This window comes from Raskinella chloraquaticus (SeqCode) (genome assembly GCF_021731865.1).
Classification (GTDB): Bacteria; Pseudomonadota; Alphaproteobacteria; order Rhizobiales; family UBA4765; genus Raskinella; species Raskinella chloraquaticus.
Map to the genome: position 1 here is coordinate 1 of NZ_JAKFWN010000006.1, position 13,921 is coordinate 13,921.

Annotated in this window: 26 protein-coding genes and 1 pseudogene; all 27 read left to right on the forward strand. The window is 60.4% G+C overall.

Translation table 11 applies throughout. From position 1 onward, the window contains the following. Positions 1 to 127: pseudogene (tuf, locus tag ACINK1_RS02790) on the forward strand (elongation factor Tu); the annotation flags it as partial. 55 nt (positions 128 to 182) lie between these two features. Beyond that, positions 183 to 491 (forward strand): 30S ribosomal protein S10, encoded by a 309-nt coding sequence (gene rpsJ, locus ACINK1_RS02795; RefSeq protein WP_376802348.1) that lies wholly within the window; start codon positions 183 to 185, stop codon positions 489 to 491. A 47-nt stretch (positions 492 to 538) separates the two neighbouring features. Then, positions 539 to 1,264 (forward strand): 50S ribosomal protein L3, encoded by a 726-nt coding sequence (rplC, locus tag ACINK1_RS02800; protein WP_376802349.1) that lies wholly within the window; start codon positions 539 to 541, stop codon positions 1,262 to 1,264. 1 nt (position 1,265) lies between these two features. Beyond that, positions 1,266 to 1,886, forward strand: a complete 621-nt coding sequence (gene rplD, locus ACINK1_RS02805; protein WP_376802350.1) for a 50S ribosomal protein L4 — start codon at positions 1,266 to 1,268, stop codon at positions 1,884 to 1,886. Then, complete coding sequence (locus ACINK1_RS02810) at positions 1,883 to 2,176, forward strand: 50S ribosomal protein L23 (protein WP_376802351.1); 294 nt, start codon at positions 1,883 to 1,885, stop codon at positions 2,174 to 2,176. Before rplD ends, ACINK1_RS02810 begins: the two co-directional genes overlap by 4 nt. 14 nt (positions 2,177 to 2,190) lie before the next feature. Next, entirely contained in the window at positions 2,191 to 3,033 is an 843-nt protein-coding gene (gene rplB / locus ACINK1_RS02815; protein ID WP_376802352.1) for a 50S ribosomal protein L2, read from the forward strand. A 7-nt stretch (positions 3,034 to 3,040) separates the two neighbouring features. Continuing rightward, positions 3,041 to 3,319, forward strand: coding sequence for a 30S ribosomal protein S19 (gene rpsS, locus ACINK1_RS02820; protein WP_376802353.1), 279 nt, complete (start codon positions 3,041 to 3,043; stop codon positions 3,317 to 3,319). 3 nt (positions 3,320 to 3,322) lie between these two features. Further along, positions 3,323 to 3,703 (forward strand): 50S ribosomal protein L22, encoded by a 381-nt coding sequence (gene rplV, locus ACINK1_RS02825; protein ID WP_376802354.1) that lies wholly within the window; start codon positions 3,323 to 3,325, stop codon positions 3,701 to 3,703. Beyond that, the gene (gene rpsC, locus ACINK1_RS02830) at positions 3,703 to 4,407 is read left to right on the forward strand and encodes a 30S ribosomal protein S3 (RefSeq protein ID WP_376802355.1); all 705 of its coding nucleotides are present in this window, start codon (positions 3,703 to 3,705) and stop codon (positions 4,405 to 4,407) included. The genes rplV and rpsC overlap by 1 nt, the downstream gene beginning before the upstream one ends. A gap of 21 nt (positions 4,408 to 4,428) precedes the next feature. After that, positions 4,429 to 4,842, forward strand: a complete 414-nt coding sequence (gene rplP, locus ACINK1_RS02835) for a 50S ribosomal protein L16 (protein ID WP_376802356.1) — start codon at positions 4,429 to 4,431, stop codon at positions 4,840 to 4,842. A 10-nt stretch (positions 4,843 to 4,852) separates the two neighbouring features. Next, the gene (gene rpmC, locus ACINK1_RS02840) at positions 4,853 to 5,047 is read left to right on the forward strand and encodes a 50S ribosomal protein L29 (protein ID WP_376802357.1); all 195 of its coding nucleotides are present in this window, start codon (positions 4,853 to 4,855) and stop codon (positions 5,045 to 5,047) included. Positions 5,048 to 5,056: 9 nt separating this feature from the next. Further along, the gene (gene rpsQ, locus ACINK1_RS02845; RefSeq protein WP_376802358.1) at positions 5,057 to 5,302 is read left to right on the forward strand and encodes a 30S ribosomal protein S17; all 246 of its coding nucleotides are present in this window, start codon (positions 5,057 to 5,059) and stop codon (positions 5,300 to 5,302) included. A gap of 55 nt (positions 5,303 to 5,357) precedes the next feature. Continuing rightward, entirely contained in the window at positions 5,358 to 5,726 is a 369-nt protein-coding gene (rplN, locus tag ACINK1_RS02850) for a 50S ribosomal protein L14 (protein ID WP_376802359.1), read from the forward strand. Next, complete coding sequence (gene rplX, locus ACINK1_RS02855) at positions 5,726 to 6,043, forward strand: 50S ribosomal protein L24 (protein WP_376802360.1); 318 nt, start codon at positions 5,726 to 5,728, stop codon at positions 6,041 to 6,043. Before rplN ends, rplX begins: the two co-directional genes overlap by 1 nt. Next, entirely contained in the window at positions 6,036 to 6,596 is a 561-nt protein-coding gene (gene rplE / locus ACINK1_RS02860; RefSeq protein ID WP_376802361.1) for a 50S ribosomal protein L5, read from the forward strand. The genes rplX and rplE overlap by 8 nt, the downstream gene beginning before the upstream one ends. Before the next feature lie 21 nt (positions 6,597 to 6,617). Continuing rightward, entirely contained in the window at positions 6,618 to 6,923 is a 306-nt protein-coding gene (gene rpsN, locus ACINK1_RS02865; RefSeq protein ID WP_376802362.1) for a 30S ribosomal protein S14, read from the forward strand. A 10-nt stretch (positions 6,924 to 6,933) separates the two neighbouring features. Continuing rightward, positions 6,934 to 7,332, forward strand: coding sequence for a 30S ribosomal protein S8 (gene rpsH / locus ACINK1_RS02870; protein WP_376802363.1), 399 nt, complete (start codon positions 6,934 to 6,936; stop codon positions 7,330 to 7,332). 25 nt (positions 7,333 to 7,357) lie between these two features. Continuing rightward, positions 7,358 to 7,891 carry a 50S ribosomal protein L6 gene (gene rplF / locus ACINK1_RS02875; RefSeq protein WP_376802364.1) on the forward strand — a complete coding sequence of 178 codons (534 nt, stop codon included), beginning with the start codon at positions 7,358 to 7,360 and terminating at the stop codon, positions 7,889 to 7,891. Positions 7,892 to 7,901: 10 nt separating this feature from the next. Then, entirely contained in the window at positions 7,902 to 8,273 is a 372-nt protein-coding gene (gene rplR, locus ACINK1_RS02880; RefSeq protein WP_376802365.1) for a 50S ribosomal protein L18, read from the forward strand. A gap of 60 nt (positions 8,274 to 8,333) precedes the next feature. After that, entirely contained in the window at positions 8,334 to 8,894 is a 561-nt protein-coding gene (gene rpsE, locus ACINK1_RS02885) for a 30S ribosomal protein S5 (RefSeq protein ID WP_376802366.1), read from the forward strand. A gap of 8 nt (positions 8,895 to 8,902) precedes the next feature. Then, positions 8,903 to 9,100 (forward strand): 50S ribosomal protein L30, encoded by a 198-nt coding sequence (rpmD, locus tag ACINK1_RS02890; protein ID WP_376802367.1) that lies wholly within the window; start codon positions 8,903 to 8,905, stop codon positions 9,098 to 9,100. Between the two features lie 10 nt (positions 9,101 to 9,110). Continuing rightward, complete coding sequence (rplO, locus tag ACINK1_RS02895; protein ID WP_376802368.1) at positions 9,111 to 9,689, forward strand: 50S ribosomal protein L15; 579 nt, start codon at positions 9,111 to 9,113, stop codon at positions 9,687 to 9,689. Positions 9,690 to 9,830: 141 nt separating this feature from the next. Continuing rightward, on the forward strand, positions 9,831 to 11,165 hold the full coding sequence (secY, locus tag ACINK1_RS02900) for a preprotein translocase subunit SecY (protein WP_376802369.1): 1,335 nt from the start codon (positions 9,831 to 9,833) through the stop codon (positions 11,163 to 11,165). After that, positions 11,162 to 11,752, forward strand: coding sequence for an adenylate kinase (locus tag ACINK1_RS02905; RefSeq protein ID WP_376802370.1), 591 nt, complete (start codon positions 11,162 to 11,164; stop codon positions 11,750 to 11,752). The genes secY and ACINK1_RS02905 overlap by 4 nt, the downstream gene beginning before the upstream one ends. A 205-nt stretch (positions 11,753 to 11,957) precedes the next feature. Further along, positions 11,958 to 12,326, forward strand: coding sequence for a 30S ribosomal protein S13 (gene rpsM / locus ACINK1_RS02910; protein ID WP_376802371.1), 369 nt, complete (start codon positions 11,958 to 11,960; stop codon positions 12,324 to 12,326). Positions 12,327 to 12,394: 68 nt separating this feature from the next. Then, positions 12,395 to 12,784, forward strand: coding sequence for a 30S ribosomal protein S11 (rpsK, locus tag ACINK1_RS02915; RefSeq protein WP_376802372.1), 390 nt, complete (start codon positions 12,395 to 12,397; stop codon positions 12,782 to 12,784). Between the two features lie 90 nt (positions 12,785 to 12,874). After that, complete coding sequence (locus tag ACINK1_RS02920; protein ID WP_376803824.1) at positions 12,875 to 13,906, forward strand: DNA-directed RNA polymerase subunit alpha; 1,032 nt, start codon at positions 12,875 to 12,877, stop codon at positions 13,904 to 13,906. Positions 13,907 to 13,921: the final 15 nt, after the last annotated feature.

Sequence of the window (13,921 nt, forward strand, 5' to 3'; positions counted from 1 at the left end):
TGGTGATAACGTCACCATGGAAGTGGTGCTGATTGCGCCGATCGCCATGGAAGAGAAGCTGCGCTTCGCCATCCGCGAAGGCGGGCGGACAGTTGGCGCCGGCGTCGTTGCCAGCATTATTGAGTGAATGAGGCGGCGATCTCATATCGCCACCACGGGTTTTCGAAGAAAGACAAGCGGTCATGAACGGTCAAAATATTCGCATCCGGCTCAAGGCGTTCGATCATCGTATCCTCGATGCCTCGACGCGCGAGATCGTGAGCACGGCCAAGCGGACGGGCGCGCAGGTTCGCGGGCCCATTCCGCTGCCGACGCGGTTGGAGAAATTCACCGTCAACCGTTCGCCGCACATCGACAAGAAGAGCCGCGAACAGTTCGAAATTCGCACCCATAAGCGGCTCCTCGATATCGTCGATCCCACACCGCAGACGGTCGATGCTTTGATGAAGCTCGATCTTGCTGCGGGCGTGGACGTCGAGATCAAACTCTAAGGTTTTACGGCGCTGGTTCTAGCGCCATTGAAGGAAGGTCGTCACCGATGCGTTCCGGTGTCATTGCACAAAAGGTTGGCATGACCCGCATCTTCACAGATGGCGGGGAACATGTTCCGGTCACCGTGCTTCGCCTCGACGGGTGCCAGGTTGTGGCGCACCGCACCGAGGAGAAGAATGGCTATGTCGCAGTCCAGCTGGGAGCTGGGCGCGCCAAGGTCAAGAATGTGTCCAACGCCGAGCGGGGACATTTTGCGGTTGCCAAGGTCGAGCCGAAACGCCGCGTTGCGGAATTTCGTGTCGATAAGGACGGGTTGATTCCGGTTGGCGCCGAGCTGACGGCTGATCATTACGTTCCCGGTCAGTTCGTCGATGTCACAGGCATCACCGTCGGCAAGGGCTTTGCCGGCGCGATGAAGCGGTGGAATTTCGGCGGTCTGCGCGCCACCCACGGCGTCTCCGTGTCGCATCGTTCGCATGGCTCCACGGGTAACCGTCAGGATCCGGGCAAGACCTTCAAGAACAAGAAGATGGCCGGCCATCTCGGCCAGGAGCGGGTGACAACCCAGAATCTCAAGGTCATTCGTACCGATGTCGAGCAGGGCCTCATCCTCGTCGAGGGCGCGGTTCCCGGCAGCAAGGGTGGGTGGATCCTGGTCAGCGATGCGGTGAAGAAGCCGCTGCCGAAGGATGCGCCGCTTCCCGGTGCGTTCAAGGCACCGGTGGCCGACGTGACCGCCAGCCCGGCCGCGGCCAGCGGCGAGGGAGAATAAGATGAAGATCGATATCAGCAGCCTTGAAGGCAAGGCGTCGGGTTCGCTTGATCTGTCAGACGACGTCTTCGGCCTCGAGCCGCGTGGCGACATTTTGCAGCGCGTGGTCCGCTGGCAGCTTGCCAAGCGCCGCGCCGGCACGCACGACGTCAAGAATCGTGCAGAGATCGCGCGTACCGGCAAGAAGATGTATGGGCAGAAGGGTACGGGGCGTGCCCGCCACTCCTCGGCGCGCGCTCCGCAGTTTCGCGGCGGTGGCCGGGCGTTTGGACCAACGCCACGCGATCACGGGCACGATCTGCCCAAGAAGGTGCGCGCGCTCGGCCTGAAGCTGGCACTATCCTCCAAGGTCAGATCATCGAGCCTGCTCATTCTCGATCAGGCGAGCATGAAGGATGCGAAGACGGCAGCCCTTCTGGAGAGTTTCGGCAAGCTTGGCCTGGTCAATGCGCTCATCATTGACGGGGCGAGCGTTGACGAGAATTTCGGGCTCGCCGCCCGCAACATTCCCCATATCGACGTGCTGCCGGTGCAGGGGATCAATGTTTACGACATCCTGCGCCGCGACAAGCTTGTGCTGACGCGCGCAGCGGTTGAAGCCCTGGAGGCGCGCCTCAAATGATCGATCCCCGGCATTACGATGTGATCCGCTCGCCGGTCATCACGGAAAAGGCAACGTTGGCCTCGGAGCACAGCAAGGTGATCTTCCGCGTCGCCATTGATGCGACCAAGGACGAGATCAAGCAGGCTGTCGAGAAGCTCTTCGACGTCAAGGTGACGGCGGTCAACACGCTGGTCACCAAAGGCAAGGTCAAGCGCTTCAAAGGCCGGCTCGGCCAGCGCAGCGATGTTAAAAAAGCAGTTGTGACGTTGGCCGAAGGCCAATCGATCGACGTCACGACCGGCCTCTGAGGGAAGGGCGTAACATGGCTCTCAAGCAATTCAAGCCGACGACACCGAGCCAGCGCCAGCTGGTTCTGGTTGATCGCTCCGAGCTTTACAAAGGCAAGCCGGTCAAGGCGCTCACCGAAGGGTTGAGCTCGTCGGGCGGGCGCAACAATCTCGGGCGCATCACGGTTCGCTTCCGTGGCGGCGGGCACAAGCGGACGTATCGTCTGGTCGATTTCCGCCGGCGTGAGCATGCCGGCAAGATCGCCCATGTGGAGCGGATCGAGTACGACCCAAACCGCACGTCGTTTCTGGCGCTTCTCAAATATGATGATGGCGTTCTGTCCTACATTCTGGCGCCGCAGCGTCTGGCGGTTGGCGATGCGGTGACGGCTGGTGACAGCGTTGACGTGAAGCCCGGCAATGCGATGCCGCTGCTGGCTATCCCGGTTGGAACGCTGGTGCACAATGTGGAACTCAAGATCGGCAAGGGCGGGGCCATGGCGCGCTCTGCCGGCACCTACGCGCAGATCGTCGGTCGCGACCAGGGCTATGTGGCGCTGCGTCTGAATTCTGGCGAACAGCGCATGGTTCATGGCCAGTGCTATGCCACTGTCGGCGCGGTTTCGAACCCCGACCATATGAACGTGTCGATCGGCAAGGCCGGGCGCAATCGCTGGCTTGGCCGCAAGCCGCATAATCGCGGCGTTGCCATGAACCCGGTTGACCATCCGCATGGCGGCGGCGAAGGCCGCACATCGGGTGGCCGCCATCCGGTGTCGCCCTGGGGCGTGCCGACCAAGGGCAAGAAGACGCGGCGCAACAAGCGCACAACCAAGTTCATCGTGCGCTCGCGCCACGTGAAGAAGAAGGGCAGCTGAGGTCAATATGGCTCGTTCAGTTTGGAAAGGTCCGTTCATTGACGGTTATCTGCTCAAAAAGGCAGATACGGTTCGTGGCAGCGGGCGCAATGAAGTCATCAAGACGTGGAGCCGGCGCTCGACGATCCTGCCGCAATTCGTTGGTCTGACGTTCGGCGTCTACAACGGACAGAAGCATATTCCGGTCAACGTGTCGGAAGAGATGGTGGGTATGAAGTTCGGCGAGTTTTCGCCAACCCGCACCTTCTATGGCCACGCCGCCGACAAGAAGGCGAAGAGGAAGTGAGCCATGGGTAAAACAGCCCGTCCACGCGTATTGAAAGAGAACGAGGCGAAGGCCGTGGCACGCATGATGCGCGTGTCGCCGCAGAAGCTTAATCTGGTCGCAGCCCTTATTCGCGGCAAGAGCGTGCAGAGCGCGCTCAACGATCTCGAGTTCTCGCGCAAACGTATCGCCGTCCAGGTTCGCAAGACGCTGGAGAGCGCCATTGCCAATGCCGAAAACAATCATGAGCTGGATGTCGATGATCTCGTCGTTGCCGAGGCCCATGTCGGGCGCGCCATGGTGATCAAGCGCTTCCATGCGCGTGGTCGCGGCAAGGCGTCGAGCATCGAGCATACATTCTCGCACCTCACCATCGTTGTGCGGCAGATCGAGGAGCAAGCCTAATGGGCCAAAAGGTCAATCCGACGGGGCTGCGTCTGGGCATCAACCGGACCTGGGACAGCCGCTGGTTTGCGGCGCGCGGGGAGTATGGCACGCTGCTGCATGAGGATCTGAAAATCCGTGAGGTTCTGCTCCGTGAACTGAAGCAGGCAGCGGTCAGCAAGATCATCATCGAGCGGCCGCACAAGAAAGCGCGCATCACCATCCATTCGGCACGCCCGGGTATCGTCATCGGCAAGAAGGGCGCGGATATCGACAAGATCCGCAAGCGGGTGGCTGATCTCACGAAGTCGGATGTGGTCGTCAACATTGTTGAAATCCGCAAACCGGAAATCGATGCGACGCTGGTGGCTGATTCCATTGCCCAGCAGCTCGAGCGCCGGGTTGCATTCCGCCGCGCCATGAAGCGTGCTGTTCAATCGGCCATGCGTATGGGTGCGGAGGGTATCCGCATCAATTGTTCGGGGCGCCTTGGCGGGGCGGAAATCGCCCGCATGGAATGGTACCGCGAAGGCCGCGTGCCATTGCATACGCTGCGCGCTGATGTCGATTACGGGGTTGCCACCGCGCATACGGCGATGGGCACCTGCGGCGTCAAGGTGTGGATTTTCAAGGGCGAAATTCTGGAGCACGACCCGATGGCGCTCGATAAGCGCATGGCGGGCGAGGACAACAACAAGTCCGAGCGTCGGCGCGACGAGCGCTGAGGAGAGGACGAGGATCGCGTTATGCTGCAACCGAAGAAAACCAAATTCCGGCGCGCTTTCAAGGGCCGCATTCATGGCCAGGCCAAAGGGGGCTTCGAGCTTGCCTTCGGCCAGTATGGGCTGAAGGCGATGGAGCCGGAGCGTGTGACGGCCCGCCAGATCGAGGCGGCTCGCCGGGCGCTCACCCGTGAAATGAAACGCCTGGGGCGCGTGTGGATCCGCATCTTCCCCGATGTGCCGGTGTCCTCGAAACCTGCCGAAGTGCGCATGGGTTCGGGCAAGGGTGCGCCGGAATTCTGGGTCGCGCGCGTCCATCCAGGCCGCATCATGTTTGAAGTCGACGGCGTGCCGATCGAGACCGCCAGGCTGGCGCTCGAGCTGGCGGCCGCCAAACTGCCGATCAAGACGCGCTTTGTTCAGCGCATTGCCGAGTGAGGAGGACGTGATGAAAGCCAGTGAAGTTCGCGCCCTCAGCGCTGATCAGCTTACCGACAAGTTGGCCGAATTGAAGAAGGAGCAGTTCAATCTGCGCTTTCAGAAGGCGACCAACCAGATTGAGAACACGTCACGGGTGCGCGCCGTGCGGCGCGATATTGCCCGCATCAAGACGTTTATGACCCAGCATCAGGCGGCGAAGTAGGAGCCAGATATGCCCAAACGTATTCTCCAGGGCGTCGTGGTCTCCGACGCGACGAACAAGACGGTCGTGGTGAAGGTGGAGCGTCGTTTCACCCATCCGCTGCTGAAAAAGACGGTGCGTCGTAGCAAGAAATACCACGCACATGACGAGAATAACGGCGTCAAGATCGGCGATGTCGTGCGGATTGAAGAGACAAAGCCGATTTCGAAATTGAAGCGCTGGATCGTCCTCACGGACGCTGCCGCGGGCAAGTAAGGAAAGGCCGGCTGGCGTCGTATGACAACGGCGCGGCAGGAGAAGGTTCAAGACGATGATCCAGATGCAAACTAACCTCGACGTCGCCGATAATTCGGGTGCGCGCCGTGTCATGTGCATCAAGGTGCTGGGTGGCTCGAAGCGCAGATATGCCGGAGTTGGCGACATCATCGTGGTGTCGATCAAGGAGGCTATCCCGCGTGGCCGCGTCAAGAAGGGCGACGTGATGAAGGCCGTGGTGGTGAGGACGTCGAAGGACATCCGCCGCGCTGATGGCTCGGTCATCCGCTTTGACCGCAATGCCGCCGTGCTGATCAACAATCAGCAGGAGCCGATCGGCACGCGCATCTTCGGGCCGGTGCCACGTGAATTGCGGGCCAAGAACCACATGAAGATCATCTCGCTTGCTCCGGAGGTGCTGTAATGGCCGCCAAGATCAAGAAAGGCGACAAGGTTTTCGTCCTCTCCGGCCGTGACAAGGGCAAGAGCGGCGAAGTGATCGAAGTCCGTCCCGGCGAAGGGCGCGCGCTGGTGCGCGGTGTCCATCTCGTCAAACGTCATCAGCGTCAATCTGCCAATCAGGCAGGTGGCATCATCAGCAAGGAAGGCCCGATCGACCTGTCGAACCTGGCGCTTCTCGACCCCAAGGACGGCAAGCCAACGCGTGTCGGTTTCAAGGTGCTCGAGGACGGCAAGAAGGTTCGCGTCGCCAAGCGGTCGGGGGAGACGATCAATGGCTGAACAAATGATCCATGTGCCGCGTCTGAAGGCGCACTTCGAAAGTGTGGTGCGACCGAAGCTGATGGAACAATTCGGGTATTCGAGCCCGATCGAGGTTCCGCAGTTGGAAAAGGTCGTGCTCAATATGGGGGTTGGCGAGTCGACCGCCGATTCCAAGAAGGCGGCGGTCGCTGCGGGCGATCTTGCCCTCATCGCCGGCCAGAAGCCGGTCGTGACACGGGCGCGCAAGGCCATCTCGACCTTCAAGCTGCGCGAGAACATGCCGATTGGCGCCAAGGTGACGTTACGTCGGCAGCGCATGTATGAGTTTGTCGACCGCCTGGTCAACATCGCGCTGCCGCGCGTACGCGATTTTCGTGGATTGTCGCCGAAATCCTTCGATGGGCGCGGTAATTTTGCGCTCGGCATCAAGGAGCATCTGGTGTTCCCCGAGATCAATTACGACAAGGCGGAAGCGGTATGGGGTCTGGACGTCATCGTCTGCACCACGGCCCGCACCGATGAGGAAGCGCGCGCTCTCCTCAAGCTGCTCAATTTCCCTTTCCGTCAGTGACGTTGTTGAGGATCTGACCCCATGGCTAAAACTTCCTCGGTCGAAAAGAACAAGCACCGGCGGCATCTTACCAAGAAATTCCTTGGCAAGCGCACGCGGCTCAAGACCGTGATCATGAACAAGGAGACCTCGATTGAAGAACGTTTCGAGGCGACCATGAAGCTGGCGGCTTTGCCACGCAATTCGGCTAAAAACCGCATTCGCAATCGCTGTGAGGTCAGTGGGCGTCCGCGCGCCTATTACCGCAAACTGAAGATGTCGCGCATCGCGCTCCGGGATCTGGCCTCGAAAGGCTTCGTTCCGGGCATGGTCAAATCGAGCTGGTAAGGGGCGGGCAATGGCACTCAATGATCCCTTGGGCGATATGCTGACACGCATCCGCAATTCGTCGATGCGCAAGCGCAGCTCGGTCGTCACGCCGGGTTCGAAACTGCGCGCACGCGTTCTCGATGTGCTGCAATCGGAAGGCTACATTCGTGGCTATTCGAGCGTCGAGCACATGGATGGCAAGAGCGAATTCAGCATCGAGCTCAAATATTTCGACGGCGAACCGGCGATCAAGAAAATCGACCGCGTGTCAAAGCCGGGCCGGCGTGTCTACGCGTCGGTCGAGGCGTTGCCGCGTGTTTATAACGGTCTGGGCATATCTATCGTGTCGACCTCGCAAGGGGTGATGGCTGACCACGAAGCGCGCGACAAGAATGTCGGCGGCGAAGTTCTGTGCACCGTCTTCTGAAGATCGGCGCGAGGGAGAAAATATCATGTCGCGTTTAGGCAAAAAGCCGGTGGAGGTGCCCAAGGGTGTCACCGTTGCGGTTGCCGGCCAGACGGTCAAGGTCAAGGGCGCCAAGGGCGAACTTGCGTTTACCGTTCCGGAGAATGTCGAACTGACCCAGGACAATGGCCAGCTGGTCGTCAATCCGCGGGAAGACACCAAGCAGGCGCGCGCCAATTGGGGTCTGTCACGCTCGATGCTCCACAATATCTGCGTGGGCGCCTCGGAAGGGTTCACCAAGCGGCTTGAGATCAATGGCGTGGGTTATCGCGCAGCCGTCCAGGGCAAATCGCTTAATCTCAGCCTTGGCTATTCGCATGAAGTTCTCTACGCCATTCCTGATGGTGTGAAGATTGAAACCCCCAAGCCGACCGAGATTGTCATCACCGGTATCGACAAGCAAAAGGTTGGACAGGTGGCTGCCGAAATCCGCGATTATCGCGGTCCTGAACCCTATAAGGGCAAGGGCGTGAAATATTCTGACGAGACGATCTTCCGCAAGGAAGGCAAGAAGAAGTGAGGATCATGCGATGAGCGCGATCGGGACAAAGAACGAGGCGCGGTTACGGCGCCAGGTACGGACACGCAAGAAGATCAGCGCGACCGCCAGCGGTCGTCTGCGGCTCAGTGTGTTTCGCTCCTCGAAGCATATTTACGCCCAGGTCATCGACGACGTGGCGGGGCGCACGCTTGCGGCCGCCTGTTCGCTCGACAAGGATGTGCGCGAGGGGTTGAAGACCGGGGCCGACGTCGCCGCTGCTCAGGCTGTCGGCAAGGCGCTGGCCGTGCGCGCCACGGCACAGGGGATCAAGGCGGTCGTCTTCGATCGTGGTGGTTATGTCTACCATGGGCGCGTCAAGGCGCTTGCGGATGCTGCCCGCGAGGGCGGTCTCGAATTCTGAATTAAACCGAAGCGAGCGTCCGGCGGTATCAGCCGGTGACGCGTCAGTGAGGGACTGATAATGGCTAGAGAACATGGCGGCGGGCGTGACCGCGACGACCGCGACAGCGAATTCGTCGATCGCCTGGTGCATATCAATCGTGTCGCCAAGGTGGTGAAGGGCGGCAAGCGCTTCGGCTTTGCGGCTCTGGTTGTCGTTGGCGATCAGAAGGGCCGTGTCGGCTTTGGCCATGGCAAGGCGCGCGAGGTGCCTGAGGCGATCCGCAAGGCGACCGAGCAGGCCAAGCGTGGCCTGGTGCGCGTGCCGCTGCGCGAGGGCCGCACATTCCATCATGATGTTGCCGGGCGCCATGGTGCTGGCCGGGTTTATGTCCGCGCCGCGCCTGCGGGCACAGGCATCATCGCGGGCGGTCCGATGCGCGCCGTGTTCGAGGCGCTCGGCGTCCAGGATGTGGTGTCGAAATCGGTTGGCTCGTCCAATCCCTATAACATGGTGCGGGCAACGTTTGATGCGCTGAAGCATGAAGATTCACCGCGCTCGGTTGCGGCGCGTCGCGGCATCAAGGTGTCGGCCCTGCAAAACCGCCGGCGTGAAGATGCCGGCGAAGCAACGGATGCGTGAGGGTCATGATGGCTCAGAAAAAGACAGTCACCATTGAACAGGTCGGTTCGCCGATCCGTCGCGAAGCCAGCCAGCGCCAGACGCTGGTTGGCCTTGGCCTCAACAAGCGCCATCGCCGCTCGACGCTGGAGGATACTCCGGCTGTGCGCGGCATGATCGCCAAGGTGCGTCATCTGTTGCGCATCATCGACGAACCTGCGGCGTGAGGGCAGAGCCATGAAACTCAATGATATTCGCGACAATCCCGGCGCCATCCGTACCTTCAAGCGGGTTGGCCGCGGCATCGGCTCTGGCAAGGGCAAAACCTCGGGACGTGGCGTCAAGGGGCAGGGCGCGCGCTCGGGTGTTGCCATTAACGGCTTCGAGGGCGGCCAGATGCCGCTCCATCGCCGTCTGCCCAAGCGCGGCTTCAACAATATTTTCCGCCGCCAGCTGGTCGAGGTTAATCTTGGCCGTATCCAGACGGCGATCGACGCCAAAAAGCTTGATGCGAGCAAGCCGATTGATGCTGCCGCGCTGGTGGCGTCCGGCGTGTTGCGGCGCGCCCGCGAGGGTGTCCGGCTGCTGGGTACCGGCGAGATCACCAGCAAGGTGACGATTGTCGTTGACGGCGCCTCGAAGCCGGCGATCGCAGCGGTGGAAAAGGCTGGCGGCACGGTGAGCGTACTCACCAAAAAGCCTGAAGTCGACGAGAGCAAGCCGGCGAAGGGCAAGGCCGCCCGGGCCAAAGCTGCCAAGGACAAGGCGACCAAGGACAAGATGGCGAAAGCGGCTCCGGCCAAGAGCAATGGCTGAACGTCAGCGGCCTTGCGCGTGAAAGTGATGGCGTCGGTCTTGCGATAGCGCTACGCCCTCACGACATCGCAGATGGCGTGAGCCCCTGTGGCAGTCGAAGCAGACAAGGCCGTTCAAAGCGGTCCTACCGGGAGAGCGTAGATGGCATCGGCAGCTGAACAACTGGCAGCAAACCTGAATTTCTCGGCGTTCGGCAAGGCCGAGGAACTCAAGCAGCGTATCTGGTTTACGCTGGGAGCGTTGCTCGTCTACCGGCTGGGGACCTACATTCCGCTGCCGGGCATTGACGGACAGGCGGTGGCGCAGGCGTTCAATCAGGCGCAGACCGGTATTCTCGGCCTCTTCAACATGTTCTCCGGCGGCGCGGTCGGCCGGATGGCGATCTTTGCGCTTAACATCACGCCTTACATTTCTGCCTCCATCATCATTCAGCTCATGACCTCGGTGTCAAAGCAGCTGGAAGCGCTGAAAAAGGAAGGCGAGGCGGGGCGTCGCCAGCTCAACCAGTATACGCGCTATCTGACGCTGCTGCTTGCCATCGTTCAGGCTTACGGCATTTCGATCGGGCTCGAAGCTGCCGGCAACATCGTCCAGTCGCCTGGCCTGTTCTTTCGCCTGTCGGCGGTTCTGACGCTGACGGGGGGAACGATGTTCCTCATGTGGCTTGGCGAACAGATCACGTCACGCGGCATTGGCAACGGTATCTCGCTCATCATTTTTGCCGGTATCGTTGCTGAACTGCCCCGCGCGTTGATTGGAACCCTTGAGCTTGGCCGGCAGGGCGCGCTGTCGACCTTCGTCATCCTGCTCGTGCTGGTGATGTCGGTTGCGGTTGTGGCTCTGGTGGTCTTCATGGAGCGGGCGCAGCGCCGGTTGCTCATCCAGTACCCCAAGCGCCAGGTTGGCAACCGCCTTTATGAGGGCCAATCGTCGCATTTGCCGCTCAAACTCAATTCGTCCGGCGTCATCCCGCCGATTTTTGCCTCATCGCTGCTGTTGCTGCCTGCGACAATCGCCCAGTTTTATGCCTCGACCACGAATTTAGGCTGGCTGACGACGGTCTCGACGCTGCTTGGCCATGGTCAGCCGCTCTTCATCGCGCTTTACCTGGCGCTCATCATCTTCTTCGCCTTTTTCTATACGGCTATCGTCTTCAACCCGGTCGAAACCGCCGAAAACCTGAAGAAGCATGGCGGGTTCATTCCCGGCTTCCGGCCCGGAGAGCGTACTGCCGCCTATATCGATTATGTGCTGACGCGCATTACGGTCATTGGTGCTGCCTACCTATCCGTGGTTTGCCTGCTTCCTGAACTCCTGATTTCCTATTATTCTATTCCCTTCTATTTCGGGGGTACGTCGCTCATGATCGTCGTCACCGTGACGATGGATACGGTGGCACAGATCCAGGGCCACCTGCTTGCTCATCAATATGACGGGCTGATCAAGAAGGCGAAGCTGAAGGGCCCGCGTCGATGAGGATGATACTGCTCGGGCCGCCGGCTGCCGGCAAGGGAACGCAGTCAAAACGACTGATGGACGCTTATGGTATTCCGCAATTGGCGACCGGTGACATGCTGCGCGCGGCGGTCGCTGCGGGCACGCCGATTGGCATACAGGCGAAGGCGGTAATGGAGGGAGGCGGGCTCGTTTCGGACGATATCGTCATCGGTATTATCGCCGAGCGCATCGAGCACGAGGATGCCCGCAAGGGCTTTATCCTCGATGGCTTCCCGCGCACGGTGGCGCAGGCCGAAGCCCTCGATGAGATGCTGGCTGCCAAGGGATTGAAGCTTGATGCGGTGATCGAGCTGGTGGTTGACCAGACCGCTCTCGTGCAGCGCGTGATGACGCGCGCCGCCGAAACGCAGGCGCGCGGTGAGCCGGTGCGCAAAGACGACGACCCCGAGATTTTCAAGACACGACTCGCCGCCTATAACCGCGACACCGCAGTCGTGGCGCCATTTTATGACCAGCGCGGAGCGCTGAAGCGGATTGACGGCATGCAGCCGATTGACGTGGTTTCAGCGGGAATCGACCAGATTCTCCACGCTGCCAAACATTAGACAGGTATCACGACCGTTGCTGCTTGACTTGGCCGTGTCGACCGGCTAGGAGCCTCGCAGCTTCGGATAACCGATTGTGCTGGAACCGCCCTTGCGGGCGTGCCGGCCTTTTCGTTGTCTTAATCCATGCGCAAGGGCCGGCCTCCACCGGACGCGCAGCGACAATCACTCGAAAGCCCGTCAGGGCTCACATGGAGGGTGCCACTTGGCCCGTATTGCTGGTGTTAATATTCCAACCAACAAGCGCGTTGTCATAGCGCTTCAATATATCCACGGCATTGGCCCGGTTAAGGCCAAGGAACTGTGTGAGAAGGTTGGTTTGCCTGAATCAAAGCGCGTTTTTCAACTGAGCGATGCCGAAGTTCTGCAGATCCGTGAAACCATCGACCGTGATTATCTGGTCGAGGGTGATCTTCGTCGCGATGTGTCGATGAACATCAAGCGGTTGATGGATCTTGGCTGTTATCGCGGCCTGCGCCATCGTCGCGGCCTGCCGGTGCGCGGTCAGCGTACCCATACCAATGCCCGTACCCGCAAGGGTCCGGCCAAATCGATCGCCGGCAAGAAGAAGTAATCCCGCTTTTATCGCGCTCGGGCGCTTGAGCGCCGTCGCCAGAAAGAGCGCTGGAAAGGAATTAGACCATGGCAAAAGAAGGCACCCGCATCCGCCGTCGCGAAAAAAAGAACATCGCGTCGGGCGTTGCCCATGTCCACGCCTCGTTCAACAATACGATGATTACGATTACGGATGCGCAGGGAAATACGATTTCCTGGTCGTCCGCCGGGACGATGGGTTTCAAGGGATCGCGCAAATCGACCCCTTATGCTGCGCAGCTGGCGGGCGAGGATGCAGCGCGCAAAGCGGCCGAGCATGGCATGCGCACGCTTGAAGTTGAGGTTTCCGGGCCGGGTTCCGGCCGTGAATCAGCGCTGCGCGCCTTGCAGACCGCCGGGTTCACGGTCACCTCGATCCGCGACGTGACGCCCATTCCGCATAATGGCTGCCGTCCGCGCAAGCGGCGCCGCGTCTGAGCGCCTGAACTGACCTCGCGGCGCAGGCTCGTTCTGCGTGGTGCGAGGCGACTAATGATGTCATTGGCCGCCGCCGGTCGATGAATTCCGATGAAAGGGTGCCCAATGATCCAGAAGAACTGGCAGGAGCTGATCAGGCCGAACAAGCTTGTGGTGCAGCCAAGTACCGATCCAAAGCGCGTGGCGACTGTCGTCGCCGAGCCGCTTGAGCGCGGCTTTGGCGTCACGCTTGGCAATGCGCTGCGCCGCATCCTCCTGTCATCGCTTCAGGGCGGGGCCGTGAGCTCGGTACAGATTGACGGCGTGCTCCACGAATTCTCGTCGATCACCGGGGTGCGCGAGGATGTGACCGACATCATCCTCAACATCAAGGAACTCGCCATGCGGGTTGAGGGTGACGGGCCAAAACGCGTTGTGCTGCGCAAGAGCGGGCGGGGCGTCGTCAAGGCCGGTGATATCACGACCATTGCCGGCGTGACTGTCCTGAACCCCGACCATATCATCTGCACGCTCGACGAGGGTGCTGAAATCCGCATGGAACTGACGGTCAACAATGGCAAGGGCTATGTGCCGGCTGATCGCAATCGTCCGGAAGATGCGCCGATCGGGCTCATTCCCGTCGACAGCCTGTATTCGCCGGTCCGCAAGGTGAATTATCGGGTCGAGGCGACCCGCGAGGGCCAGATCCTCGATTACGACAAGCTGACGATGACGATCGAAACCAATGGTGCGGTTTCGCCCGAGGATTCGCTTGCCTATGCGGCGCGCATTCTGCAGGACCAGCTTGGCGTCTTCGTCAATTTCGAGGAACCCAAGAAAGAGCAGACGCTGGACGCGGTTCCGGAACTGCCGTTCAATCCCGCGCTTCTCAAGAAGGTCGACGAGCTCGAATTGTCGGTGCGCTCGGCCAACTGCCTGAAGAATGATAATATCGTCTATATTGGCGATCTCATTCAGAAGAGCGAGGCGGAGATGCTGCGCACGCCGAATTTCGGGCGCAAATCTTTGAATGAAATAAAGGAAGTTCTGGCCCAGATGGGTCTCCATCTCGGGATGGATGTCACCAACTGGCCGCCGGAAAACATCGACGACCTCGCCAAGCGCTACGAAGACCAGTACTGAGCGCGCGTTTTTATA

Coding starts and splice junctions, on each gene's coding strand:
- rpsS (WP_376802353.1), top strand. CDS start 3,041: ATGGCTCGTTCAGTTTGGAAAGGTCCGTTCATTGACGGTTATCTGCTC.
- rplB (WP_376802352.1), top strand. CDS start 2,191: ATGGCTCTCAAGCAATTCAAGCCGACGACACCGAGCCAGCGCCAGCTG.
- rplD (WP_376802350.1), top strand. CDS start 1,266: ATGAAGATCGATATCAGCAGCCTTGAAGGCAAGGCGTCGGGTTCGCTT.
- rplO (WP_376802368.1), top strand. CDS start 9,111: ATGAAACTCAATGATATTCGCGACAATCCCGGCGCCATCCGTACCTTC.
- rpsH (WP_376802363.1), top strand. CDS start 6,934: ATGGCACTCAATGATCCCTTGGGCGATATGCTGACACGCATCCGCAAT.
- rpsJ (WP_376802348.1), top strand. CDS start 183: ATGAACGGTCAAAATATTCGCATCCGGCTCAAGGCGTTCGATCATCGT.
- ACINK1_RS02810 (WP_376802351.1), top strand. CDS start 1,883: ATGATCGATCCCCGGCATTACGATGTGATCCGCTCGCCGGTCATCACG.
- rpsE (WP_376802366.1), top strand. CDS start 8,334: ATGGCTAGAGAACATGGCGGCGGGCGTGACCGCGACGACCGCGACAGC.
- rpsC (WP_376802355.1), top strand. CDS start 3,703: ATGGGCCAAAAGGTCAATCCGACGGGGCTGCGTCTGGGCATCAACCGG.
- ACINK1_RS02905 (WP_376802370.1), top strand. CDS start 11,162: ATGAGGATGATACTGCTCGGGCCGCCGGCTGCCGGCAAGGGAACGCAG.
- rplV (WP_376802354.1), top strand. CDS start 3,323: ATGGGTAAAACAGCCCGTCCACGCGTATTGAAAGAGAACGAGGCGAAG.
- rpmD (WP_376802367.1), top strand. CDS start 8,903: ATGGCTCAGAAAAAGACAGTCACCATTGAACAGGTCGGTTCGCCGATC.
- rplC (WP_376802349.1), top strand. CDS start 539: ATGCGTTCCGGTGTCATTGCACAAAAGGTTGGCATGACCCGCATCTTC.
- rpsK (WP_376802372.1), top strand. CDS start 12,395: ATGGCAAAAGAAGGCACCCGCATCCGCCGTCGCGAAAAAAAGAACATC.
- ACINK1_RS02920 (WP_376803824.1), top strand. CDS start 12,875: ATGAAAGGGTGCCCAATGATCCAGAAGAACTGGCAGGAGCTGATCAGG.
- rpsQ (WP_376802358.1), top strand. CDS start 5,057: ATGCCCAAACGTATTCTCCAGGGCGTCGTGGTCTCCGACGCGACGAAC.
- rplN (WP_376802359.1), top strand. CDS start 5,358: ATGATCCAGATGCAAACTAACCTCGACGTCGCCGATAATTCGGGTGCG.
- rpmC (WP_376802357.1), top strand. CDS start 4,853: ATGAAAGCCAGTGAAGTTCGCGCCCTCAGCGCTGATCAGCTTACCGAC.
- secY (WP_376802369.1), top strand. CDS start 9,831: ATGGCATCGGCAGCTGAACAACTGGCAGCAAACCTGAATTTCTCGGCG.
- rplX (WP_376802360.1), top strand. CDS start 5,726: ATGGCCGCCAAGATCAAGAAAGGCGACAAGGTTTTCGTCCTCTCCGGC.
- rplF (WP_376802364.1), top strand. CDS start 7,358: ATGTCGCGTTTAGGCAAAAAGCCGGTGGAGGTGCCCAAGGGTGTCACC.
- rplE (WP_376802361.1), top strand. CDS start 6,036: ATGGCTGAACAAATGATCCATGTGCCGCGTCTGAAGGCGCACTTCGAA.
- rplR (WP_376802365.1), top strand. CDS start 7,902: ATGAGCGCGATCGGGACAAAGAACGAGGCGCGGTTACGGCGCCAGGTA.
- rplP (WP_376802356.1), top strand. CDS start 4,429: ATGCTGCAACCGAAGAAAACCAAATTCCGGCGCGCTTTCAAGGGCCGC.
- rpsN (WP_376802362.1), top strand. CDS start 6,618: ATGGCTAAAACTTCCTCGGTCGAAAAGAACAAGCACCGGCGGCATCTT.